This is a genomic window from Ornithinimicrobium carbonis (assembly GCF_050703245.1).
Lineage (GTDB): Bacteria > Actinomycetota > Actinomycetes > Actinomycetales > Dermatophilaceae > Ornithinicoccus.
This window is the reverse complement of record NZ_CP192647.1, coordinates 755686-779124: the sequence shown is the minus strand read 5'-3', so window position 1 is coordinate 779124 and position 23439 is coordinate 755686. Positions and strand designations below refer to the sequence as shown.

Below are 23439 nucleotides of genomic sequence, written 5' to 3'. Positions count from 1 at the left end.
GTCGACCGGCTCAGACGAACTTGCGCGAGGTCAGGAAGTCGGCCAGGGCCTTGCCGCCCTCGCCCTCGTCGGCGACGACCTCGCCCGCCGAGCGCGGCGGACGGGCCTCCACCTGCTCCACCCTGCTCCAGGCCGCGTCCAGACCCACCTGCGAGGCGTCCACGCCCAGGTCGGCCAGCGACCACGTGGTCACCGGCTTCTTCTTCGCCGCCATGATCCCCTTGAACGAGGGGTAGCGCGGCTCGTTGATCTGGTCGGTCACCGACACCACCGCCGGCAACCTCGACTCCACCGTCATGGACGACGACTCGTCGTCGCGGCGGATCCGCACGCTCGACCCCTCCACGGTCAGCTCCGAGGCGAAGGTCACCTGCGGCAGGCCCAGCCGCTCGGCCAGCATCGCCGGCACCACCGACATCACCCCGTCCGTGGACGCCAGGCCGGTCAGCACCAGGTCCACCGGCGACTCCTGCCCCAGCTTGCGGACCGCCTCGGCCAGCACCAGCGACGTCGCGACCGAGTCCGACCCGGCCAGCGCCTCGTCCAGCACGTGCACACCCCGGTGCGCACCCATCTGCAGGCTCTTCTTCACCGCCGCGACCGCGTCGTCCGGGCCCATGGTCAGCACCGTGACCTCGCCCTCGCCCGCCTCGACGATCTTCAGCGCCTCCTCCACGGCATACTCGTCCAGCTCCGAGAGCAGTCCGTCCACCGACTCGCGGTCGGTGGTGCGGTCCTCCTCGAAACCCCGGTCGCCCTGGGCGTCCGGAACGTACTTCACACAGACGACGATGTTCACGTCTCACGTCCTCGTTGATCGGGGGCAGTCGGACCCATCTTGTCATCTCGACCTGGGTCCGACGCCACGTGGCTACTCATGGGTAACACAGGATCCTGGGGGCACCCCGAGGGTGCACCGCGGGTATGCCGCCGCCTCAGCGACCCTCGAAGCTCGCCTTCCCGGGGCCATCCTTGACGAAGGAGGTCATCCCGATCTCCCGGTCCTTGGTGGCGAAGACCCCGGCGAACTGCATGGCCTCGATGGCCAGGCCCGTCTCCAGGTCGGTGTCCAGCCCCCGGTCGATGGCCTCCTTGGCCGCCCGCAGCGCGAACGCGGGGCCGTGGACGTAGCGCTGGACCATCTCCCGGGCGCGCGCGTAGGCCTGGCCGGGCGGGACGACCTCGTCGACCATGCCCATCACCTTGGCCTCGGCGGCGTCGATCTGCCGTCCGGTGAAGACCAGGTCCTTGGCCCGCGAGGGTCCCACGAGGCGGGCCAGCCGCTGGGTGCCACCGGCTCCCGGGATCACGCCGAGCAGGATCTCGGGCTGGCCGAGCTTCGCGTCCTGGGCGGCGACGCGGAAGTCGGCGCACAGCGCCAGCTCGTTGCCGGCGCCCAGGGCGTAGCCCTCGATCGCGGCCACGACCGGCTTGGGGATGCGCGCCACGGCGCTGAAGCACTCCTGGATGACGGCGGCCCGCTGCACCATGTCGGTGTAGCTCATCCGCTGCATCTCCTTGATGTCCGCCCCGGCGGCGAAGACCTTCTCACCGCCGTAGAGGACGACCGCGGCCACCTCGTCGTCGGCGGACACGAGGCGGGCCGCCTCTCCGAGGGCGTCCTGCACCTCGATCGAGAGCGGGTTCATCTTCGGCCGGTCGATCCGGACCGTGGCGATGCCGGCATCGATCTCGATGCGGACGAAGTCGCTGGCCGTGGGGACGGTCCGGCTCACGCGCCGCCCTCCTGACGGTCGGGGCCGGTGCCGTCCTGGCCCCCGTCGCCCTGGCCCACGTCACCCTGGCCCACGTCACCCTGACCCGAGTCACCCTGACCCGAGTCACCCTGGTCGGGAGCCGCCTGCCCGCCGCGGGTACCGATCGACAGCCACGGGCCGACCTCGGTCCCCTCGGGGGCACCCTCGGGCAGCTGCGGGTCGAGGCCCTGCTCGGCCCGCGACTTGGCCAGCACGTTGCGGTGCCACAGGGACAGTGCCTGCAGGATCAGGCCGACGCCGATCTGCAGCTTGGCCTTGGGCTGCTCCTGCCGGGTGACGATCTGCTCCACGGCCAGCACGAGGTGGCCGGAGGCGATGCCGGCCTTGACGAGGTTCACCCCGAGGGTGATGTCGTTGCAGCCGTCAAGCCGGACGCGCATGTCGTCGGGCACGGAGTCGGAGACCTGCCACTGGCCGAAGACCCGCATGATGTCGAACTGCTCACCCTGGACGACCTTGACGAACAGCTTCTGGTCGCGCGCCTCGAAGGCGACGTCACCCTCCTTGTCGAGGTTCGGGCTCATCTGCAGGTCCTGCAGGGCGTCGAGCACCCGGCCGCTCAGCGGGCGGTCCTGGGGCGGCGGGGGGAAGTTGGGCAGCGAGGTGGGATCCGTCATGTCCCCCAACGTACCTGCCGCCCGCACCGCTCCCTGCGGTGTGGGTGCACGGGCAGCGGCGCCCGCGCACCTACCCTTGGCGACCATGGCCCCGCCGATCCGCCCCCGACGCAGCACGGACACCCCTCCCCCTCCCGGGGTGACCACGACGGAGGCCGGCACGGAGGTGGCGGTCGTCGCGGCGCACGCGACCGCGGTGGAGCTCTGCGTCTTCGACGCGGAGGGCGAGCACCGCACCCCCCTGCGGCACCGGGCGCACGACACGTGGTGGGACACCGTGCCCGGGCTCACCCCCGGCACCCGCTACGGATTCCGCGTCGAGGGCCCCTGGGATCCCGACGACGGGCACCGCCACAACCCGGCCAAGCTTCTCCTGGACCCCTACGGGCACGCAGTCGACGGCTGGGTGCACTGGGCCCCGGAGGTCTACGGCCACGTCGTGGACGAGTCGGGGCACGCCTCGCCGCAGAGCCGTGACCCCCGCGACTCAGCCCCCTTCGTCCCCCGGTCGGTCGTCATCGACCACGCCTTCGACTGGGGCGACGACGCGCTCCCCGCCGTGCCGTGGTCGGAGACGGTGGTCTACGAGGCGCACGTGCGCGGGCTGACCATGCGGCACCCCGAGGTGCCCGCCCACCTGCAGGGGACGTATGCCGCCCTGGGACACCCCGCGGTCGTGCAGCACCTGCGCTTCTTGGGGGTGACCACCCTGGAGCTCCTCCCCGTGCACGCCTTCACCTCCGAGCCGGCCCTGGTCCGCCAGGGGCTGCACAACTACTGGGGCTACAACACGCTGGGGTTCTTCGCCCCCCACGCCGGCTACGCAGCCGCCAACGACCCGCAGGGCGTGGCGGACGAGCTGCGGACGGCGGTCCGGACGCTGCACGCGGCCGGGATCGAGGTCATCCTCGACGTGGTCTACAACCACACCGCCGAGCAGGCCTCCGCCTCGGGCCCGACGCTGTCCTGGCGTGGCCTGGACAACCGCAGCTACTACCGGCTGGACGGCCGGGGCAGGGACATCGACGTCACCGGCACCGGCAACACGCTGGACGTGCGCGAACCGGCGGTCGTCCGGATGATCCTGGACTCCCTGCGCCACTGGGTTGAGCACTACCACGTCGACGGTTTCCGCTTCGACCTCGGACCGGCGCTGGCCCGCGGACGCGACGACGGCTACGACCGCGACCACCCCTTCCTCGTCGCCCTGCGCACCGACCCGCTGCTCTCGCGGGTCAAGCTGATCGCCGAGCCGTGGGACGTGGGGGTGCACGGGTGGCGGACCGGCCAGTTCCCGCCCCCGTTCGCCGAGTGGAACGACCGCTACCGGGACACCGTCCGCAGCTTCTGGCTCGCCGACGTCCGGCGTGGTCTGCACGGGGAGCCCGGCCACGGCATCCGGGAGCTGGCGACCCGGATCGCGGGGTCGGCGGACATGTTCGCCGCCGGCGACCGCGGCCCGGTGGCCTCGGTCAACCTCGTCGCCGCCCACGACGGCTTCACCGTCGCCGACCTGACCGCCTACGACCAGAAGCACAACTACGCCAACGGCGAGGACAACCGGGACGGCCACCACGACAACCGCTCGTGGAACCACGGCGTCGAGGGCTCCACGACCGACGGCGCGGTGCTCGCCGCGCGCAACCGCTCGATCCGCAACCTGCTGGCCACGCTGCTGCTCAGCGCCGGGGTGCCGATGCTGGTGGCCGGGGACGAGATGGGGCGCACCCAGGAGGGCAACAACAACGCCTACAACCAGGACAACCAGATCTCCTGGCTGCGGTGGAACCTGCGTCCCTGGCAGCAGGAGCTGCTGGCCGACACCCGCGAGCTGCTGGCGCTGCGGCGCGAGCTGGCGCCGGTGCGCACCGCCCGGTTCCCCACCCACGAGGCCGTCCCCGGACGGACGCGGCTGCGCTGGTACACCGAGACCGGGCACGTCGTCGACGACGCGCGCTGGGCCGACCCGTGGCAGCGCACGGTCGTGGCGCTGCTGGACACGCTGCACGACACCGACCAGCAGCGGCGCCAGGCCTTCGCCCTCGTCCTGCACGGCGGTCCCGACCGGGTCGAGGCCGTGGGTCCGACCGTCGACGGGGTGGGCGGGTGGCGCCGACGCTGGAGCAGCGAGGCCGAGCCCGTGGGACCCGAGGAGGTGGCTCCGGGCGAGGTGATGTCGGTGGGCGCCACCAGCGTCACCGTGCTGGAGGGGCTCGTGCTGCTCGCGGGGCTCCCGGAGGCGCCCCGCGAGCAGCACGTCACGGCAGGGTGACCAGGCCCAGCTCGGCGGGGCTGGACAGCTGCTCGTGGCGCGGCAGCACGCGCACCGTCCAGCCCAGCGCCCCCGTGCGCGCCAGCCGCATGCGTCCGTCGAAACGGTGCCGGCCCTCGTCGTAGGACTGGGTCGGCTCCAGGTCGACGTACTCCAGGTCGGTCAGCGTGTCCTCGGCGTTGGCGCGGCCGTAGGCCATCTGCACACGCACCTGGTCGGGGTCGAGGTCACCCAGGCCCACGAAGGCGTGGACGGCGATCTCGTCCCCGATCTGGGGGGCGTCGGACAGCCCGTCGGCGTCGACGTGGTCGATCCGCACCTGCGGCCAGCTGGCGTGCACCTGCCCGACGTAGGAGGCCAGGTCGCGGGCACCGGCGAAGTCCTCGGCCGCCGCCGACCACGCCGCATGGGCCGAGGGCCAGTAGTACTTCTCGGTGTAGTCCCGCACCATCCGGTCCGCCAGCACCTTGGGGCCCAGCGTCGACAGGGTGTGGCTGACCATCTCCAGCCAGCGCTGGGGCAGGCCGTCCTCGTCGCGGTCGTAGTAGGTGGGCACCACGGTCTTCTCGAGCAGCTCGTAGAGCGCGGCGGACTCGAGGTCGTCGCGGCGCTCGGGGTCCTCGACGCCGTCCGCGGTCGGGATCGCCCAGCCGTTCTGGCCGTCGTACCACTCGTCCCACCAGCCGTCCAGGATGGAGAGGTTGAGCGCGCCGTTCAGCGCGGCCTTCATCCCGGAGGTGCCGCAGGCCTCGAACGGGCGCAGCGGGTTGTTCAGCCAGACGTCGCAGCCCGGGTAGAGCTGCTGGGCCATCGCGATGTCGTAGTTGGGCAGGTAGAGGATCTTCCCGCGCACGTCGGGGTCGTCGGTGAAGCGCACCATCTGCTGGATGAGCGCCTTGCCCGTGTCGTCGGCCGGGTGCGACTTGCCCGCGATGAGCAGCTGGACCGGCCGGTCCGGGTCGTTGAGCAGCTTCTTCAACCGCTCGGGGTCGCGCAGCATGAGGGTGAGCCGCTTGTAGGTCGCCCCGCGGCGGGCGAAGCCGATCGTCAGCGTGTCCGGGTCCAGGACGCTCTCGGTCCAGCCCAGCTCGGCCTCGGTGGCGCCCCGGTCGCGGAGGGAGGTCTGCAGCCGTTCCCGCGCGTCGGCGATCAGCTGGGCGCGCAGCTCGCGCTTGGTGCGCCAGAACGCGTCGATCGGCACCTCGTGGATGCGGGTGAACACCGACCGTGCGGCGGTCTCGGGGCCCAGGTGAGCCTTGGCCAGGTCGTAGAGCTTGCGGTCGACCCAGGTCCCCGCGTGCACGCCGTTGGTCACCGAACCGATCGGCACCTCGTCGAGGTCGAAGCCCGGCCACAGACCGGAGAACATCTCCCGGCTCACCGCGCCGTGCAGCTCGGAGACGCCGTTGACCCGCTGCCCGAGACGCATGCCCATGACCGCCATGTTGAACCGGGACCGGTCTCCGCCCTCGTAGTCCTCCGCGCCCAGGGCCAGCAGCCGGTCCAGCGGGATGCCGTCGAGGGTGCACCCGGGGTCGCCGAAGTGCGCGCGGATGGCGTCGATGACGAACCGGTCGATGCCGGCCGGGACCGGGGTGTGCGTGGTGAAGACGGTCCCTCCGCGCACGGCGCGCAGGGCCTCGTCGAAGGTGAGGCCGTGGCGGGTGACGAGCTCGCTGATCCGCTCCACGCCCTGGAAGCCGGCGTGCCCCTCGTTGGTGTGGTAGACGGTCGGCTCCGGGGCTCCGGTGATCCGCGAGTAGGCCCGCAGGGCGCGCACGCCCCCGATGCCCAGCAGCATCTCCTGCTCCAGCCGCTGGTCGCCGCCGCCACCGTAGAGCCGGTTGGTCACCTCGCGCCGGGCGGCGTCGTTGGTCTCCACGTCCGAGTCGAGCAGCAGCAGCGGCACGCGTCCGACCTGGGCGCGCCACACCCGGGCGTCCAGGTGGCCGCCCTGCGGCATCGCCAGGCGGATGACGACCGGGGAGCCGTCGTCCTCGCGCAACAGCGACAGCGGGAGGTCGTCCGGGTCGAGCACGGGGTAGGACTCCTGCTGCCAGCCCTCGGAGTTGAACCGCTGGGCGAAGTAGCCCGAGGTGTAGAACAGGCCGACGCCGACGATCGGGATGCCCTGGTCGCTGGCCGCCTTGAGGTGGTCGCCCGCGAGGATGCCCAGGCCGCCGGAGTACTGGGGCAGGACGGAGGTGATGCCGAACTCGGGCGAGAAGTAGGCGATGGCCTTCAGCTCGCGGTCACCGTGCTCGTCGGTCCGGCCGGCACCGTTCTCCTGGTACCAGCGGGGCTTGGTCAGGTAGCGCTCCAGGTCGGCGGCCGCCTCGTGCACCCGGGCCACGAACGACCCGTCCGCCGCGAGCCGCTCCATGTCGGCGGTCCTCAGCGAGGAGAGCACCGCGACCGGGTCCTGCCCGCTCGAGCGCCACAACCCGGGGTCGATGCTGGCGAAGATGTCCCGGGTCGGGGGGTGCCAGGACCAGCGCAGGTTGAGCGCCAGGTCGTGGAGCGGGGACAGGGTCTGCGGGAGGACGGTGCGTACGTGCAGCCGACGGATAGCCTTCACACCGGTCGAGGATAGGGGACGCACCTGCAACTTCTTGCACGCTGCAGGTGGGGGGGTCGGTCGGGTGGCGGGCGCACGGGCGGGGGGTCGCCGACCTCGGCGTGACCGGCCCGCCCGTTCGCCGGTAGCGTGGGGCGCGTGACCGAGGACTCGACCACGCCCCCCGCCCAGCCCGACGCCGCGATCGACCGTTCCGTCCTGGCCCTCTTCGGCCAGCAGCCGGTCGGCCGCATCCCCGTCCTGGACGTCGAACCGGTGGTCGACGCCGGCCGTCGACCCACGCGTTCGGTGGTGGGTGAGCTGTTCACCCTCTCGGCCACCGTCCTGCGGGAGGGGCACGACGCGGTCAACGCCACGGCCGTGCTGGTCGACCCCGACGACGGCGAGCACCACGTGCCGATGGTGCAGACCAATCCCGGCCTGTCGCACTGGGAGACCGTGGTGCACGCCGACCGGGAGGGGGTGTGGAGCTTCCGGGTGGAGGGGTGGTCGGACCCCTACGGCACGTGGGTCCACGACGGCACCATCAAGGTCGAGGCCGGGGTCGACGTCGAGCTCATGCTCGAGGAGGGCGCCCGGGTGCTCGAGCGGGCCCTGGACGAGGTCGATCGCCCGCAGGAGCACATCGACGTCCTGGACCGCGCCATCGTCACCCTGCGCTCCAGTTCGCTGGACCCGCTGCAGCGCCTCGCCGCCGGCATCGACGAGCAGGTGCGCCGGGTCCTGGAGGCCGCGCCGCTGCGCGACCATGTCAGCCCCGGACCGACCTACACGTGGTGGGTCGAGCGGCCCCTGGCCCTCACCGGCGCCTGGTACGAGATCTTCCCCCGCTCCGAGGGCGCCCGCCAGGACCCGCAGACCGGACTGTGGACCACCGGCACGTTCGCCACCGCGGCACAGCGGCTTCCGGCGATCGCCCGGATGGGCTTCGACGTCGTCTACCTCACCCCGGTGCACCCCATCGGGACGACCAACCGCAAGGGTCGCAACAACAGCCTCACCGTCGAGGAGCACGACCCGGGCTCGCCCTACGCCATCGGTTCCCCCGAGGGCGGGCACGACGCCCTGCACCCCGACCTGGGCGACTTCGAGGACTTCGACGCCTTCGTCGACGCCGCCTCCGAGCAGGGGCTGCAGGTCGCCCTCGACCTGGCCCTGCAGGCCTCCCCGGACCACCCCTGGGCCACCGAGCACCAGGACTTCTTCACCACCCGCGCCGACGGCACCATCGCCTACGCCGAGAACCCCCCGAAGAAGTACCAGGACATCTACCCGCTGAACTTCGACAACGCACCGGCCACGATCTACGCCGAGGTCCGTCGCGTCGTCCAGGTCTGGATCGACCACGGGGTCAAGATCTTCCGGGTGGACAACCCGCACACCAAGCCGGTCGAGTTCTGGCAGTGGCTGATCGCCGACGTCGCCGTCGACCATCCGGACGTCATCTGGCTCGCCGAGGCGTTCACGAAGCCGATGATGATGCGCGCACCCTGGCCAAGGTCGGCTTCCAGCAGTCCTACACCTACTACGCGTGGCGCAACACCGCCGCCGAGCTGCGGGAGTACGTCAGCGAGCTGGCCACCGAGACCGCTCCCTACATGCGCCCCTCCTTCTGGCCCACGACGCACGACATCCTCACCCCCTACATGCAGACCGGGGGCGCGACCGCCCACCTTGTGCGCTCCGCGCTGGCCGCCACCCTCGTACCGACCTACGGCATCTACGCCGGTTTCGAGCACGTCGAGGACCGGCCGCGGCCCGGTGCCGAGGAGCACCTGGACAACGAGAAGTACGAGTTCAAGGACCGCCGCTGGGACGAGGAGGTCCCGGGCCGCACCGACCTGACCGGGTGGCTGACCACGCTCAACCGGATCCGGCGCGAGCACCCCTCGCTCCACTGGCTGCGCAACGTCACCTTCCACGAGGCCGACGACCAGAACGTGCTCGCCTTCTCCAAGCACGGAGGGGGCGCCGACGACGGGTCGGCGCAGGACACGGTGCTGGTCGTGGCGAACCTGGACCCGCACAACGTCCGCGGCACCCGGCTGCACCTGGACCTGCCGGCCCTGGGCCTGGGGCTGGACTGGGGGCGCACGTTCACTGCCCGCGACCTGGTCACCGACCAGCGATGGACCTGGGACCACCAGCCCTGGGTGGTCCTGGGGCCGGGGTACGGCCACGAGCCGGTGCACATCATCCACGTGACGACGGACTGAGGAAAGATGCGCGGACTCAACCTGCACCAGCCAGGGCTGCGGAACGACCCCGACTGGTTCCGCAAGGCGGTGTTCTACGAGGTGCTCGTGCGCGCCTTCGACGACTCCACCGGCTCCGGTTCCGGCGACTTCACCGGCCTGATCAACCGGCTGGACTACCTGCAGTGGCTGGGCGTGGACTGCCTGTGGATCCCGCCGTTCTACGCCTCCCCGCTGCGCGACGGCGGCTACGACGTGGCCGACTACACCGCGGTCCTGCCGGAGTTCGGCACGCTGCCGGACTTCCGTGAGCTGATCTCCCAGGCGCACGCCCGGGGCATCCGGATCATCACCGACCTGGTCATGAACCACACCAGCGACCAGCACCCGTGGTTCCAGGCCTCGCGATCGGACCCGGAGGGCCCCTACGGGGACTTCTACGTCTGGTCCGACACGGACGAGAAGTACAGCGACGCGCGGATCATCTTCGTCGACACCGAGACCTCCAACTGGACCTTCGACGCGGTCCGGCGCCAGTTCTTCTGGCACCGCTTCTTCTCCCACCAGCCCGACCTCAACTTCGAGAACCCGGCGGTGCAGGAGGCGATGTTCGACGTCGTCCGGTTCTGGATGGACATGGGCATCGACGGGTTCCGGCTGGACGCCGTGCCCTACCTGTTCGAGGAGGAGGGCACCAACTGCGAGAACCTCCCCCGGACCCACGAGTTCCTCGCCGCGCTGCGCGCGATGGTCGACGCTGAGTACCCCGGCCGGGTCCTGCTGGCGGAGGCCAACCAGATGCCCGCCGAGGTGGTCGACTACTACGGCACCGAGGAGGCTCCCGAGTGCCACATGTGCTTCCACTTCCCGGTGATGCCGCGGCTGTACTACGCCCTGCGTGAGGAGAAGGCCGAACCCGTCGCCCGCGTGATGGAGGAGACCCCCGACATCCCCGCGGGCACCCAGTGGGGCACCTTCCTGCGCAACCACGACGAGCTGACGCTGGAGATGGTCACCGCCGAGGAGCGCTCGGCGATGTACGGCTGGTACGCCCCCGACCCGCGGATGCGGGCCAACATCGGCATCCGCCGGCGTCTGGCCCCGCTGCTCGACAACTCTCGCAGCGAGGTGGAGCTCATCAACGCCCTGCTGCTGTCCCTGCCCGGCTCACCGTGCCTGTACTACGGCGACGAGATCGGCATGGGCGACAACATCTGGCTCAACGACCGTGACGCCGTCCGCACCCCGATGCAGTGGACCCCGGACCGCAACGCGGGCTTCTCCACGGCCGACCCCGGCAAGCTCTACCTGCCGGTGATCAGCTCGCTCGTCTACCACTACAACAGCGTCAACGTCGAGGCCCAGATGGCCAGCAGCTCCTCGCTGCTGCACTGGACCCGGGGGATGCTGCAGGTGCGGGCCGCCCACGAGGTGTTCGGCGTCGGCCGGTTCGAGCTGTGCGAGGCCGACAACGACGCCGTCCTGTCCTTCGTGCGCGCCCTGCCCGCCGACGACGACGTCGAGCGGGACGGGCACCCGGCCGTCCTGTGCGTCAACAACCTCTCCTCCCGCCCGCAGGCCGCCCGGATCACCCTTCCCGACGAGCTGCACGGCGCCCTGGTCACCGACCTTTTCGGCGGCCACGGCTTCCCCGACGTCGAGGACGACGGGACGATCGTCCTCACCATGGGTTCGCGCGACTTCTTCTGGCTGGGTCTGCAGCCGGTCGAGCCCGCCGTCCCCGCTCCCCCTGCGCCGTCCACCCACTCCGAGGAGGGCTCCTGATGGCCACCCTGACCCCCGATTTCGACGACTTCCTGCCCGGCTGGATCGCCACCCAGCGCTGGTACCGCGGCACCGGGCGCACGCCCCAGCTGCGCCGCATCGGCGGCATCCGCTGGGAGGACCCCCTGGGTGAGGTCGGCCTCGAGGACCACCTGCTCGTGGACGAGTCCGGCACCGAGCCGGTCGTCTACCAGGTCCCGCTGTCCTACCGCGCCGAGCCGGTCGCCTTTCTGGCGCACGCCCTCGTGGCCACGGCCGAGCACGACGAGCTGGGCACCCGCTACGTCTACGACGCCGCCCACGACCCGGTCTTCGTGCAGACGCTGCTCCAGCACGTCTGGTCCGAGCACGACGTCCCCTCCGCCCGGGCCCGACGGCTCGTCGCCGGCGGGACGGCCCCGGCGCTGCGCGGCAGCCGCGTGCTGACCGGTGAGCAGTCCAACACCTCGGTGGTCGTCGAGGCCCACGAGAGCCGGGCGCCCGTGCTCGTCAAGCTCTTCCGCGTCCTGCAGTCCGGAGAGAACCCGGACGTGACGGTGTGCGCCGCGATCGCGCGCACGGGGAACCGCACCGTGCCCGGCCCCCTGGGCTACGTCGAGGGGCGCTGGAACGACGCCGACGACCAGGAGGTCAGCGGCCACCTGGCCGTGGCCCAGGAGTTCGTTGCCGGTGGCCGTGACGGCTGGGAGCTCGCGCTGGCCGCGGCCGGGACGGGCGAGGACCTCACCGGACCCGCCCGCGAGCTCGGGGAGGCGACCGCGCAGGTGCACACCTCCCTGGCCGCGGCGTTCGGCACGGAGGACGCCGAGACGCAGCGGACGACCCTCGTGGACCGGCTGCGCCAGCGCGCCGGCGCAGCCTTCGCCGAGGTCGACGAGCTCTCCGTCCACCGCAAGGACGTGGAGCGGACCTACGACGCGCTGGCCGACGTGCCGCTGCCGCCCCTGCAGCGCATCCACGGCGACCTCCACCTGGGTCAGGTGCTGCACGTGCCGGGCCGCGGCTGGGTGCTGCTCGACTTCGAGGGGGAGCCCCTGCGCCCGATGGCCGAGCGCACCGCCCCCGACCTGGCCCTGAGGGACGTGGCCGGCATGCTGCGCAGCATCGACTACGCCGCCGCCACCGTCGCCCAGGACGGGATCGACGCCACCGACTGGGCCCGCTCAGCGCGGGCCGCCTACCTCGAGGGGTATGCGGCGGCCGCGGGCGTGGAGCTCGACGACGAGCGGGTGCGCCCGCTGCTGGACGCCCTGGAGCTGGACAAGGCCCTCTACGAGGTCGTCTACGAGGCTCGCAACCGCCCCACCTGGGTGCCCATCCCCGTCGCCGCGGTGCAGCGTCTGGTCGCGGGCGGTCGCGGCGGCCGGCACGAGGCGCCCAGCCTCTCCGGCGGCAGCGGGGACGACCGACCGGGTCGTCACCGCGGCGAGGAGGGCCCGAGCGCCGCCGACTTCGGGGTGAGCGGCGCGGGGGCCGCCGTTGGTGCCGACTCCCTGACCAAGGACTCCGGCGAGGTGCGCTCCAGCGCCCTGCCCGAGGAGTATGCCGCCACCCCCGGCCCGGGCGACCTCGGCCCGGCGGCCCGGGGCGGGTCCGCAGACGACGACCAGCCCGTGGCCGAGGACGAGGACCTGTCCGCCGTCTACGCGGGGTCCGGCACCGGGGTGCCCGGTGGCGACGCCGACGAGCACGACGGTGCGGGCACCGAGCAGCACGACGGTGCGGGCACCGAGCAGCACGACGGTGCGGGCACCGAGCAGCACGACGGCGGGGACACCGACGAGCAGCCGGGCGGGACCGACGATCGGCCGGACGCGGACGAGGCCAGCACCCCCGCGACGGCGCACGTGCCGGCCAGCGGCGGGTTGCCGCACGCCCCCGTCCCGCCGCCGGAGGAGATGGTGGACGCCTTCCGCCCGACGCCGGCAGGGTCCCGGCCGGCGAGCGGCGGGCTGCCGCACGCCCCGGTGCCGCCGCCGGCCGGGATGCAGATCAGCGCCGACGCCCAGCCCGCCGCCTCCGGGCGGGGCCGAGCCGCACGCGTCCGTGGACGTCGCCAGGCCGGTGGCGGCGCGGGAGTACCCGCCCGCCAGCGGCACCGCACCGCGCTCCCCCGAGGGGGTCCTGCTGGACCCGGTCGAGCGGCAGCGTCAGGCGTGGGAGGAGGCGAGCAGCTCTCCGGCGGTCGTCACCGGGCGCGTCGTGCGCGACGGTGACGGCGACGGCGGCGAGGGCACCGGCGGGTCGGCCGGGTCCGAGCAGGCCTCCGGTCCCCGGACGGTGCGGCGCACCCCGCTGCCCGCGCCGCAGGAGCCGGCGGCACCGCATACCCGTCCCCTGGACCTGGACGAGGCCACCGACGTCGTGCACGGCCTGCACCGCAGCCCGCACCACGTCCTCGGTCCCCACTCGCACGAGGGCCACGTGACCGTGCGCACCCTGCGCCCCGGGGCGCAGTCCGTCTCGATGCTCCTGGCCGACGGCCGCGAGCTGCCGATGACGCACGAGACCGGAGGGATCTGGGCCGCGGTCGTCCAGCAGGAGCAGGTCCCCACCTACCGCCTGGCCGTGACCCGCGAGGGTGAGCGGCGGGTCGTGGACGAGTCCTACCGGCACGAACCGCTGCTCGGCGAGACCGACCTGCACCTGCTGGGCGAGGGCCGGCACGAGGAGCTGTGGCGGGTGCTGGGCTCGCACGTCCTCACCCGGCGCGACGAGATGGGGGAGGTCAGGGGCACCCACTTCGCCGTCTGGGCCCCCAACGCCCTGGCCGTCCACGTGATCGGCGACTTCAACGGCTGGGACGGCAGCACCCACGCCCTGCGCGTCCACGAGGACGTCGGCGTCTGGGAGATCTTCGTCCCGGGGGTGGGTGCTGGTGCCCACTACAAGTACGACATCACCGGGCCCGACGGGACCCGGCGGGCCAAGGCCGACCCGATGGCCCGCGCGACCGAGGTGCCACCGTTCAACAACTCGGTGGTCACCGTCTCCACGCACCGGTGGAACGACGACGCGTGGATGGAGCGGCGCCGCCGCGAGGACATCCACCACGGCCCGATGAGCGTCTACGAGGTGCACCTGGGCTCCTGGCGCGAGGGGCTGGACTACGAGCAGCTGGCCGACCAGCTCGTCAGCTACGTCAGCGAGATGGGCTTCACCCACGTCGAGCTCATGCCGGTGATGCAGCACCCCTACGGCCCCTCGTGGGGCTACCACGTCACCGGCTACTTCTCCGCGGACAGCCGCTTCGGCCACGAGGACGGCCTGCGCCACCTCATCGACCGCCTCCACCAGGTGGGGGTCGGTGTCATCCTCGACTGGGTGCCCGGCCACTTCGCCACGGACCCGTGGGCACTGGCCCGCTTCGACGGCACCCCGATCTACGAGCACCCGGACCCGCGCAAGGGCTGGCACCCGGAGTGGGGTTCCTACATCTTCGACTACGGCCGGCCGCAGGTGCGCAACTTCCTCGTCGCGAACGCCTGCTACTGGCTGGAGGAGTTCCACGCCGACGGGCTGCGGGTCGACGGCGTCGCCTCCATGCTCTACCTCGACTACTCGCGCGAGGGCGACCAGTGGATCCCGAACCGCTACGGCGGCCGGGAGAACCTGGAGGCCGTGGAGCTGCTGCAGGAGACCAACGCGACCGCCTACCGGCGCAACCCCGGCGTGGTGATGATCGCCGAGGAGTCGACCTCCTGGCCCGGCGTCACCGACTCGACCGAGGAGGGCGGGCTGGGCTTCGGCTTCAAGTGGAACATGGGGTGGATGCACGACACCCTCGACTACCTGGCGCAGACCCCCTACGCCCGGGCGCACCACCACCACGCGCTGACGTTCTCCCTGGTCTACGCGTTCAGCGAGAAGTACATCCTGCCGATCAGCCACGACGAGGTCGTGCACGGCAAGGGGTCGCTGCTGCGCAAGATGGCGGGCGACAGCTGGCAGAAGTTCGCCACCACCCGCGCCTTCCTGGCCTACCAGTGGAGCCACCCGGGCAAGCAGCTGCTCTTCATGGGCACCGAGTTCGCCCAGGACCGGGAGTGGGCCGACGGCGGCACGCTGTCGTGGGAGCTCACCGAGCAGCCCGCGCACGGCGGGGTCCAGCGGTTGGTCCGCGACCTGAACCACCTCTACGACGAGCTGCCGGCCCTGTGGCAGATCGACCACCACGAGGACGGTTTCGCCTGGCTGGACGCCAACGACGCCTCCCGAAACCTCTACTCCTACCTGCGGTGGGGCAACGAGGGCCCGGACGGGCTGCGACCGGTGGTGGCCGTGCTGGTCAACTTCAGCGGCGTGGCCCACCACCAGGTGCACGTCGGTCTGCCCTACGGCGGCCGGTGGCGCGAGGTGCTGAACACCGACGCCGAGGTCTACGGCGGGTCCGGCCAGGGCAACATGGGCACGGTCCAGGCCTACGACGTGGCGCACCAGCGGCAGCCGTGGTCGGCCCTGGTGACCGTCCCGCCGATGGGTGCCGTCTGGCTGGTGCCCGATCCCGAGGACGAGCCCGAGGGGCTGGACCGGGCCGCCGAGGACGAGGCGGACGTGTCGACCGGCACGGCCGGGGCGGCAGGAGCGGACGGAGCAGACGTGGCGGCAGGAGCGGACGAAGCGGCAGGAGCGGACGGGACGGACGACACGTCGTCGTCCGAGGCCGACGGCGGGGCCCACCGCGAGGTCGGCACCGAGGCCGTCAGGGGCACCGCTTCCGCGACCGACACGGACGTCGATGCGGACGCCGCGAGCGTCGGCGCTCCCGGCGCGGTGACCGACACCGGTGAGACGGTCGAGGGTGCGACCGGCCAGGTGGACAGGGGCGAAGGCATGGACGTGGGCGTGGACGCCGAGGACGTGGACGCCGAGGACGCCGAGGACGCTCCTGTCCTTCCGGCCCCCGGCTACCCCGGGGAGGTCACCACCGACCCGGACACCTCTTCCGCAGCCGTGACCACCGCACACCCCGACCCCCAGCAGAGCTGAGGAGCTCACGATGGCACGGCACGAGCGCGCCGGACAGCCGGCCCGGACCGAGGACCTGGTGGACGTCGCCCACCTGGTGACCAGCTACTACACCGGGGTCCCCGACCCGGAGGACGTGGACCAGCAGGTGGCGTTCGGCACCTCGGGTCACCGGGGCAGCGCGCTGGACACCGCCTTCAACGAGGGCCACATCCTGGCCACGACCCAGGCGATCTGCGAATACCGCCGGGAGCAGGGAACGACCGGGCCGCTGTTCCTGGGTCGGGACACGCACGCGCTGTCCGAGCCTGCCTGGGCCAGCGCCCTGGAGGTGCTCGTCGCCAACGACGTCACGGTGCTCGTGGACGCCGACGACCGCTACACGCCCACCCCCGCCGTGTCCCGCGCGATCCTCGCGCACAACCGCGAGCGGTCCGGGGGCGGAGGTGAGGCCGACGGCATCGTCGTCACCCCCTCGCACAACCCCCCGCGGGACGGAGGCTTCAAGTACAACCCGCCCCACGGCGGCCCCGCGGACACCGACGCGACCGGGTGGATAGCGGACCGGGCCAACGACCTGCTCCGCGCCGGGCTGGACGGTGTCCGGCGGGTGCCGTTCACCCGCGCCCGGGCGACCGCGGACACCTACGACTTCCTCGGGGAGTACGTCCGCGCGCTGCCGCGGGTGCTCGACCTGGACGCGGTCCGGGACGCCGGCGTGCGCATCGGCGCCGACCCGCTGGGCGGCGCCGCCGTGGACTACTGGGGCGCGATCGCCGAGGAGCACCGGCTCGACCTCACGGTGGTCAACCCGCTCGTCGACCCGACCTGGCGCTTCATGACCCTGGACTGGGACGGCAAGATCCGGATGGACTGCTCCTCCCCCGACGCGATGGCCTCGCTCATCGCCGCCCGGGACACCTACGACATCGCCACGGGCAACGACGCCGACGCCGACCGGCACGGGATCGTCACGCCGGACGGTGGCCTGATGAACCCCAACCACTACCTGGCGGTCGCGATCGACCACCTCTACGGCGGTGCGCGCCCCGACTGGCCCCAGGACGCCGCCATCGGCAAGACCCTGGTCTCCTCCTCGATGATCGACCGGGTCGCCGCCGCCCTCGGGCGTCGTCTCGTGGAGGTGCCGGTCGGCTTCAAGTGGTTCGTGCCCGGCCTGCTGGACGGGTCGGTCGCCTTCGGCGGCGAGGAGTCGGCCGGCGCGTCGTTCCTGTGCCGGGACGGCTCGACCTGGTCGACCGACAAGGACGGGATCATCCTGGCCCTGCTGGGGAGCGAGATCATCGCCCGCACGGGGCGGACCCCGTCCGAGCGGTATGCCGAGCTCGTCGGCTCGCTCGGGGGCGGGGCCGAGATCGCCTACGCCCGGATCGACGCCCCGGCGGACCGGGAGGCCAAGGCCCGGCTCAAGGCCCTCTCCCCCTCCGACGTGTCGGCAGACAGCCTCGGGGGCGAGCCGATCACCGCCGTGCTCACCGAGGCGCCGGGCAACGGGGCAGCCATCGGCGGGCTGAAGGTCACCACCGAGAACGCGTGGTTCGCCGCCCGCCCGTCGGGCACCGAGGACGTCTACAAGATCTACGCCGAGTCCTTCCGGGGCCCGGAGCACCTCGCGCAGGTGCAGCAGGAGGCCCAGCAGGTCGTGGACGCGGCCCTGCGCGGCTGAGCGGGAGCGGCGCCGCCGCGCCGCGGCCCGTGCCGGACCCGCCAGGTCCGTCGCGGCGGATCAGACTGAGCGGCAGCGGCGCCGCCGCGCCGCGGCCCGTGCCGGACCCGGCAGGCCCGTCGCGGCGGGATCAGAACAGGGCGCTCATCAGGGCGCTCCGCGCCTTGCCCACGCGGGGGTCGTGGGGCCCGACGACGTCGAAGAGACCCAGCAGGTGGGTCCGTGCCCGGTCGCGGTCCTCTCCGTTCGTGGCTCGCACCAGGTCCACGAGGCGGACGAACGCGTCCTCCACGTGACCGCCGACCACGTCCAGGTCGGCGGCGTCCAGCTGGGCCTGGACGTCGGTGGGGGGCGCTCGGCCGCCGCCCGCCGCACGGCGGTGAGGTCCATCCGGCTCGTGCGCTCCAGCAGGCGGACCTGGCCCAGCCCGAGCCGGGCCTGCTCGTCCGCCGGGTCCTCCTGCAGGGCCTGTTCGTACGCCTGCTCGGCCGCGGTCCAGTCGCCGCGCTCGATCGCCTCGTACGCGGCCTGGTGCAGGGGCGGCAGCTCGGGCTCGGCGTCCTCGGCCGGCTCGTCGGCCGGAGCCTCCCCGCCGTCGAGCTCCACCCGCCCGGTGACCGCGTTGGTCACGGCCGCCTGGAGGAACTGGTCGAGCAGCTGGTCGACCTGGGTCATCTCCTGCACGCCGAGGTAGAACGGCATCGGCTGCCCACCCACCAGGCCCAGGACCACGGGCAGGGCGGTCACCTGGCCGAACGTCTGCTGCAGCACCGGGGTCAGCGCCTGCATGACGCCGGGGGCCGCGGCCAGGTCGATGCCGACGACCTGGAAGCGGCCCTCCTTCTCGCGCGCCGCCTGGGCGAGCTCCTTGAGGTGCTGCAGGGACTCCGGCACCTGCGGGGTCCACAGCACGAGCACCAGCGGGGTGGTCAGGGAGGCGTTGACGACCGCCTCGAAGCTGGCGTCGTCCGCGTGGACCAGCGCGCCGCTGCGTCCCGGGACGCCCCCCTGGGCACCCGCACCGCCCCCCGGCGCCGCGGCCGGTCCTGCGGTCGGACCCGGGGCCGCGCCCGCGGACCCGGGCGCTCCCGGCGCGGGCCGGCCGTTGCCGCCCCCCAACCGGGACAGGTCGACGGCGCCCCTCAGGGCGGCGGCGGAGAAGGGCTGCTGGGACATGGGAGCTCCTCGGACGACGGGCGGTGCGGGTCGGTGCTGGCTTCCCAGGGTATGCGGTGCGCGCGGAGGTTCAGGACCCCCAGGCCTCCACCAGCTGCTCGCGGACGGCGATCATCTCCGGCGTGAACTCCACGCCCTCGGCCGGGACCCGCACACCCATGAACACCATGGTGCGCAGCACGGCCTCCTCGTTCACCTGCTCGAGGCCGGCCAGGGTGGTGAACGCCTCGGGCGGGGTCAGCACGACGTCGGGCTCGACGGTGAAGGTGGTGTCGCGCAGCAGCGTGCCGAGGACGAACGCGGAGCCGTCCTCGAACAGCAGCGTCTTGGTGTCGTCGGAGATCAGCCAGTTCTTCTCCTGCAGGGTGGCCCGACCCTCCACGGCGGCGGCCTGCTCCTCGGCGGCGTCCCGGACCGCAGGGCTGTAACCGTGCGTGCGGTACTCCGGGATCTCCTCCGGCTGGGGCCAGCTGGTGTAGGCGGCGATCTCCTTGAGGGTGTCCCGCGGGGCCATGAGCAGGTCGCCCCTACCCTCGCGCAGCACCGGAGTGCCGTCCGACCGCGGGTCGAAGGTGGGCACGGACGTGCCGGGCAGCATCGGCGCCTCCCAGATGATGCGGAAGTCCTCCTGCTCCCCGGTCCGGCTCTCCATCAGGTGCAGCAGCGGGACGCCGTCCTCAGGGACGGTCTGGACGAACAGGAACTGGGGCAGCTCACCGTCCTCACGGCTGATGGCCAGCACGTTCGGCTCCGCCGGTGCCTCCATCTCGGCCTCCGCGGGCTCGCCCGTGACGGCCTCCAGCGCGTCCGCCGCCTCGAAGGCGTCACGTGCCGACCCCATCACGGACTTGCGGTGGTCGTCGACCACGTCGTCGCCGTCCCCCTGGAGAGCAGCGTGCCGACGCTCCAGGATGGTCGTCGCGACCTCCTCGGCGTCTTCCACACTCATCACCGCGGTCGCCTCGTCGGTGCTCATGGCCACCGTCGAGTCGTCGTCGTCGGCACCGGCGGTGGCCGCGTCCGAGGTCGTGGACGCGTCGTCGCCGCCCGAGGTCGCGGCGGCGTCGTCAGCGGTCGTCGCTGCTGCGGTGCCTGCGTCCCCGTCCGGCCCCGCGGTGGTCACCGGGCCGTCCGTGGCCGTGGCACCGCCCACGCCGTCGGCGGAGGAGGCGCGGAGGCGTCGTCGCCACCCGTGCAGGCGGAGAGCGCAAGCGCCGAGGTCAGGGCGACCGTGGCGGTCAGACGGGGAAGTTTCATAACGAAACGGTAAACACGGCGTGCCCCCCGTGCCAAATCAGCCTTCTCCCAGGTCCTGCACGCGCACGCCCCGCCGGTCGGTCGGACCGCTCAGCAGACGCTCCAGGAGCTGGTAGCCGCCGTAGAGCACGAGCAGGACGGCGGTCACGTGCAGGAGCAGGGCGAGGGCCACCCCGGCGATGACCCCGGCCTGCCAGTAGCGCCCCCACGACAGGGCCAGCACCGTGGGCACCACGACCGCGAAGAGGGCGCCCAGGGCCAGCTCCTGGGGCCAGGGCCGCTTCCCCATCCAGGGCAGGACGTCGAGGACGTCGAAGAAGTCGAAGGTCGCCAGCACCCCCATGACCGCCACCAGGCCCAGCACCGTCACCAGTCGCGTGCGGTGCCAGGGGTCCCGGCCCACCCACAGCGTGCCCAGCGTCGCGGCGGCCCACATCAACCAGGCCCGCACCCGGCCGGTGCCCAGCCCGATCATCGCCGTCCGGAAGATGCGGTCGGCCTCGTGCCGGTCCACGGCCGGTCCCTCGTGGGCCCCGGCGCGCACCAGGGCGTCGTGCAGGACCGCGGCGGGCAGGAACTCCCCGCTCACCGGCACCAGCCAGGTGAACAGGTGCGGCACCGAGGCCAGGTCGGTGGTGAAGGTGTCGAGGTCCGCCGGGACCACGAAGGGTGCGGGGTGGTCCGGGGAGCGGTAGCCGAACCGGCGCAGCAGGCTGAAGTCGCGCCCGTCGACGCTGCGCAGCTCCAGCCGCAGCACGCCTCCCGTCGCCACGTCGTAGAACCGTGCCCCGGCCACCCCGGTCACCCGTCCGCGAACCGGTCCGTGGTCCGCACCAGGACGTCCAGGGTCCCCGGCTCGGAGAAGGCGTGCCCGGCGTCGGGCACCACGACGAACTCGGCGTCCGGGAGCCGGGCCCAGGTCGGTCGAAGGCCGTCCGTGCCGGGGTGCACATGTCCAGCCGGCCCTGGACGATCACCGTGGGCACCCGGGGCAGCCGGTCGGCCTCCGCGAGGAGCTGTCCCTCACGCATGAACCCGCCGGAGGTGAAGTAGTGGTTCTCGATCCGGGCGAACGCGAGCGCCTGGGCGGCCGCGGTCGCGTCGTCGTAGGCCTCCTCGTCGGGCAGGACCGTGATGATGCGCGACTCCCACCCGCTCCAGGCCACGGCGGCGGGGAGGTGGACCTGGGGGTCGGGGTCGAAGAGGAGCTCGTGGTAGGCCTCCATCATCGCGTGCCGACGGTCCGGCGCCACGGGGGCGACGTAGGCGGCCCAGTGGTCGGGGTAGACGTGCTCGAGGTGGCCCCGTTCGTACATCCAGGCCAGCTCCGCCCGTCGCAGGGTGAAGATGCCGCGCAGCACCAGCCCGGTCACCCGCTCCGGGTGCCGCTCGGCGTAGGCCAGGGACAGCGTGGAGCCCCACGACCCGCCGAACACCTGCCACCGGTCGATCCCCAGGTGCTCACGCACCCGCTCCAGGTCGGCCACGAGGTGCCAGGTGGTGTTGGTCGACCAGACCTGCGGGTCCACGGTCGTCGAGGCGTGCGGCCGGGACCTGCCGGCCATGCGTTGATCGACGAGCACGATCCGGTAGCGCTCCGGGTCGAACACCCGCCGCTGCCGCGGCGAGGTTCCGCTGCCGGGCCCGCCGTGCACGAAGACCACGGGGCGGCCGTCGGGATCGCCGGACTGCTCCACGTAGATCTCGTGGCCGTCCCCCACGTCCAGGTGCTCCACAGCATACGGCTCGATCGGCGGGTAGAAGGTGCGTCGCTCGTCCACGGTCCCTGCCTACCACGCGACGCCGACGGCCCGCACGACTAGTCTCTCTGCGCATGTCGACCACCGCGTACTCCCGGACCGACCGCTCGTGGAGCTCCCGGTTCGCCGCCCTGGGCCCCGGGCTGCTGGCCGCCTCGCCCGCGATCGGCGCCTCCCACCTGGTCTCCTCCACCCAGGCAGGGGCCCTCTTCGGCTGGCAGCTGGGGATCGTCATCGTGCTCGCGCTCGTGCTGAAGTACCCCTTCTTCCGCTTCGGCCCCGAGTACACCGCCGAGACCGGGCTCAGCCTCGTCGAGGGCTACGCCCGCAAGGGCCGCGGCTACCTGCTCGTCTTCTTCGCGCTGGCGACCGTCTCCTCGGTCATCTCCACGGCCGGGGTGACCCTGCTCGGCACGGTCATCCTGGCCTGGTTGCTGCCGGCCTCCTGGGGAGTGGGCGTCCCCGTGCTGGCCGCCGTGCTGATGCTCCTCACCTGGCTCCTGCTCGTGGGCGGGCACTACAAGGCACTCGACGGGGTGACGAAGGTCATCGTCGTCACCCTGGCGGTGGGGACCGTGGTCGCGGTGGTGATGGCCGCCGGGCGGTCCCCGGTGCGGGAGGCCGGGTTCGTCGACCCCTCCCCGTGGACCCTGGCCACCCTGCCCCTCCTGGTCGCCCTGGTCGGCTGGATGCCCGCGCCGGTCGAGATCAGCGCGCTCAACTCGCTGTGGGTCAAGGCCAAGGCCCAGGACCGACGGCTCTCCCGCGACGGCATCCTGTTCGACTTCACGACCGGCTACGTCGTCTCGGGCGTCCTGGCGCTGTTCTTCCTCGCCCTGGGCGTCTTCGTCCAGTACGGCAGCGGCCGGGAGCTGGAGGTCGCCGGGGGCGCCTACATCCCGCAGCTGCTGAACATGTACGGCGAGGCCATCGGCCGGTGGGCGGTGCCGCTCATGGCCGTCGTGGCCTTCTTCACGATGTTCGGCACGATCATCAGCGTCGTCGACGGCTACGCCCGCGCGTGCGCGGAGTCCCAGCGGCTCCTGCGCGGCCAGGCGGAGATGAGCCGGCGGACCAAGGACGTGTGGATCACCGGCATCGCGGTGGTCGGGCTGGTCATCGTGGTCTTCATGAGCGCCCAGCTGGCGGGGATGCTGCGGTTCGCGATGATCAGCGCCTTTCTCACCGCGCCGGTGTTCGCCTGGCTGAACTTCTCCCTGGTCCGCCACGAGCACCAGCTCTCGCCCACCCTGCGGGCGCTCACGTGGGCGGGCCTGGTGTTCCTGGCCGGGTTCGCCGTGCTCTTCCTGCTGAGCCTGACCGGCGTGCTCGGCTGAGCCCGCTCCCCGCGGTCGACCGCGCGCCG

Annotated in this window: 13 protein-coding genes and 4 pseudogenes; 7 read left to right on the top strand and 10 right to left on the bottom strand. The window is 72.6% G+C overall.

The features are described 5' to 3' along the window. Positions 1–10: 10 nt before the first annotated feature. From ACQ95T_RS04025 to ACQ95T_RS04015, 3 genes are all read right to left on the bottom strand, one after another. Positions 11–799, bottom strand: a complete 789-nt coding sequence (locus tag ACQ95T_RS04025) for an electron transfer flavoprotein subunit beta/FixA family protein (protein WP_425939575.1) — start codon at positions 797–799, stop codon at positions 11–13. Between the two features lie 136 nt (positions 800–935). Continuing rightward, complete coding sequence (locus ACQ95T_RS04020; protein ID WP_425939573.1) at positions 936–1736, bottom strand: enoyl-CoA hydratase/isomerase family protein; 801 nt, start codon at positions 1734–1736, stop codon at positions 936–938. Continuing rightward, positions 1733–2395, bottom strand: coding sequence for a hypothetical protein (locus tag ACQ95T_RS04015; protein ID WP_425939571.1), 663 nt, complete (start codon positions 2393–2395; stop codon positions 1733–1735). Before ACQ95T_RS04015 ends, ACQ95T_RS04020 begins: the two co-directional genes overlap by 4 nt. An 85-nt stretch (positions 2396–2480) precedes the next feature. On the opposite strand from ACQ95T_RS04015, the gene glgX reads away from it, so the two are divergent. Continuing rightward, positions 2481–4667 (top strand): glycogen debranching protein GlgX, encoded by a 2187-nt coding sequence (gene glgX / locus ACQ95T_RS04010; RefSeq protein ID WP_425939569.1) that lies wholly within the window; start codon positions 2481–2483, stop codon positions 4665–4667. On the opposite strand, the gene glgP is transcribed toward glgX, so the two are convergent. Then, a complete protein-coding gene (glgP, locus tag ACQ95T_RS04005) occupies positions 4654–7245 on the bottom strand; it encodes an alpha-glucan family phosphorylase (RefSeq protein WP_425939567.1) in 2592 nt (863 codons plus the stop codon). The two genes, glgX and glgP, sit on opposite strands and share 14 nt — an antisense overlap. Positions 7246–7383: 138 nt before the next feature. Here glgP and ACQ95T_RS04000 point away from each other — a divergent pair. The 5 genes and pseudogenes from ACQ95T_RS04000 (at position 7384) to pgm (ending at position 17880) form a co-directional block, all read left to right on the top strand. After that, positions 7384–9461: pseudogene (locus tag ACQ95T_RS04000) on the top strand (maltotransferase domain-containing protein). Positions 9462–9467: 6 nt separating this feature from the next. Next, positions 9468–11225, top strand: a complete 1758-nt coding sequence (gene treS / locus ACQ95T_RS03995) for a maltose alpha-D-glucosyltransferase (protein ID WP_425939564.1) — start codon at positions 9468–9470, stop codon at positions 11223–11225. Further along, positions 11225–11470: pseudogene (locus tag ACQ95T_RS03990) on the top strand (maltokinase N-terminal cap-like domain-containing protein); the annotation flags it as partial. The gene treS and the pseudogene ACQ95T_RS03990, both read left to right, overlap by 1 nt. 1801 nt (positions 11471–13271) lie before the next feature. After that, a complete protein-coding gene (glgB, locus tag ACQ95T_RS03985; RefSeq protein WP_431473557.1) occupies positions 13272–16214 on the top strand; it encodes a 1,4-alpha-glucan branching protein GlgB in 2943 nt (980 codons plus the stop codon). A gap of 10 nt (positions 16215–16224) precedes the next feature. Then, a complete protein-coding gene (gene pgm / locus ACQ95T_RS03980) occupies positions 16225–17880 on the top strand; it encodes a phosphoglucomutase (alpha-D-glucose-1,6-bisphosphate-dependent) (protein ID WP_425939560.1) in 1656 nt (551 codons plus the stop codon). A gap of 130 nt (positions 17881–18010) precedes the next feature. On the opposite strand, the gene ACQ95T_RS03975 is transcribed toward pgm, so the two are convergent. From ACQ95T_RS03975 to pip, 6 genes and pseudogenes are all read right to left on the bottom strand, one after another. Next, the gene (locus ACQ95T_RS03975; protein WP_431473556.1) at positions 18011–18187 is read right to left on the bottom strand and encodes a tetratricopeptide repeat protein; all 177 of its coding nucleotides are present in this window, start codon (positions 18185–18187) and stop codon (positions 18011–18013) included. Positions 18188–18342: 155 nt separating this feature from the next. Next, positions 18343–18555 (bottom strand): annotated as a pseudogene (locus ACQ95T_RS03970) (co-chaperone YbbN); the annotation flags it as partial. 571 nt (positions 18556–19126) lie between these two features. Continuing rightward, complete coding sequence (locus ACQ95T_RS03965) at positions 19127–20179, bottom strand: hypothetical protein (RefSeq protein WP_431473555.1); 1053 nt, start codon at positions 20177–20179, stop codon at positions 19127–19129. Positions 20180–20350: 171 nt separating this feature from the next. Then, entirely contained in the window at positions 20351–21109 is a 759-nt protein-coding gene (locus tag ACQ95T_RS03960; RefSeq protein WP_425939554.1) for a DUF1353 domain-containing protein, read from the bottom strand. A 5-nt stretch (positions 21110–21114) separates the two neighbouring features. After that, on the bottom strand, positions 21115–21264 hold the full coding sequence (locus ACQ95T_RS03955) for a hypothetical protein (RefSeq protein ID WP_431473554.1): 150 nt from the start codon (positions 21262–21264) through the stop codon (positions 21115–21117). 32 nt (positions 21265–21296) lie between these two features. Next, positions 21297–22010, bottom strand: a pseudogene (gene pip / locus ACQ95T_RS03950) (prolyl aminopeptidase); the annotation flags it as partial. A gap of 137 nt (positions 22011–22147) precedes the next feature. Between pip and ACQ95T_RS03945 the strand changes: the two are divergent. Then, positions 22148–23410 carry an NRAMP family divalent metal transporter gene (locus tag ACQ95T_RS03945; RefSeq protein ID WP_431473553.1) on the top strand — a complete coding sequence of 421 codons (1263 nt, stop codon included), beginning with the start codon at positions 22148–22150 and terminating at the stop codon, positions 23408–23410. Positions 23411–23439 lie beyond the last annotated feature (29 nt).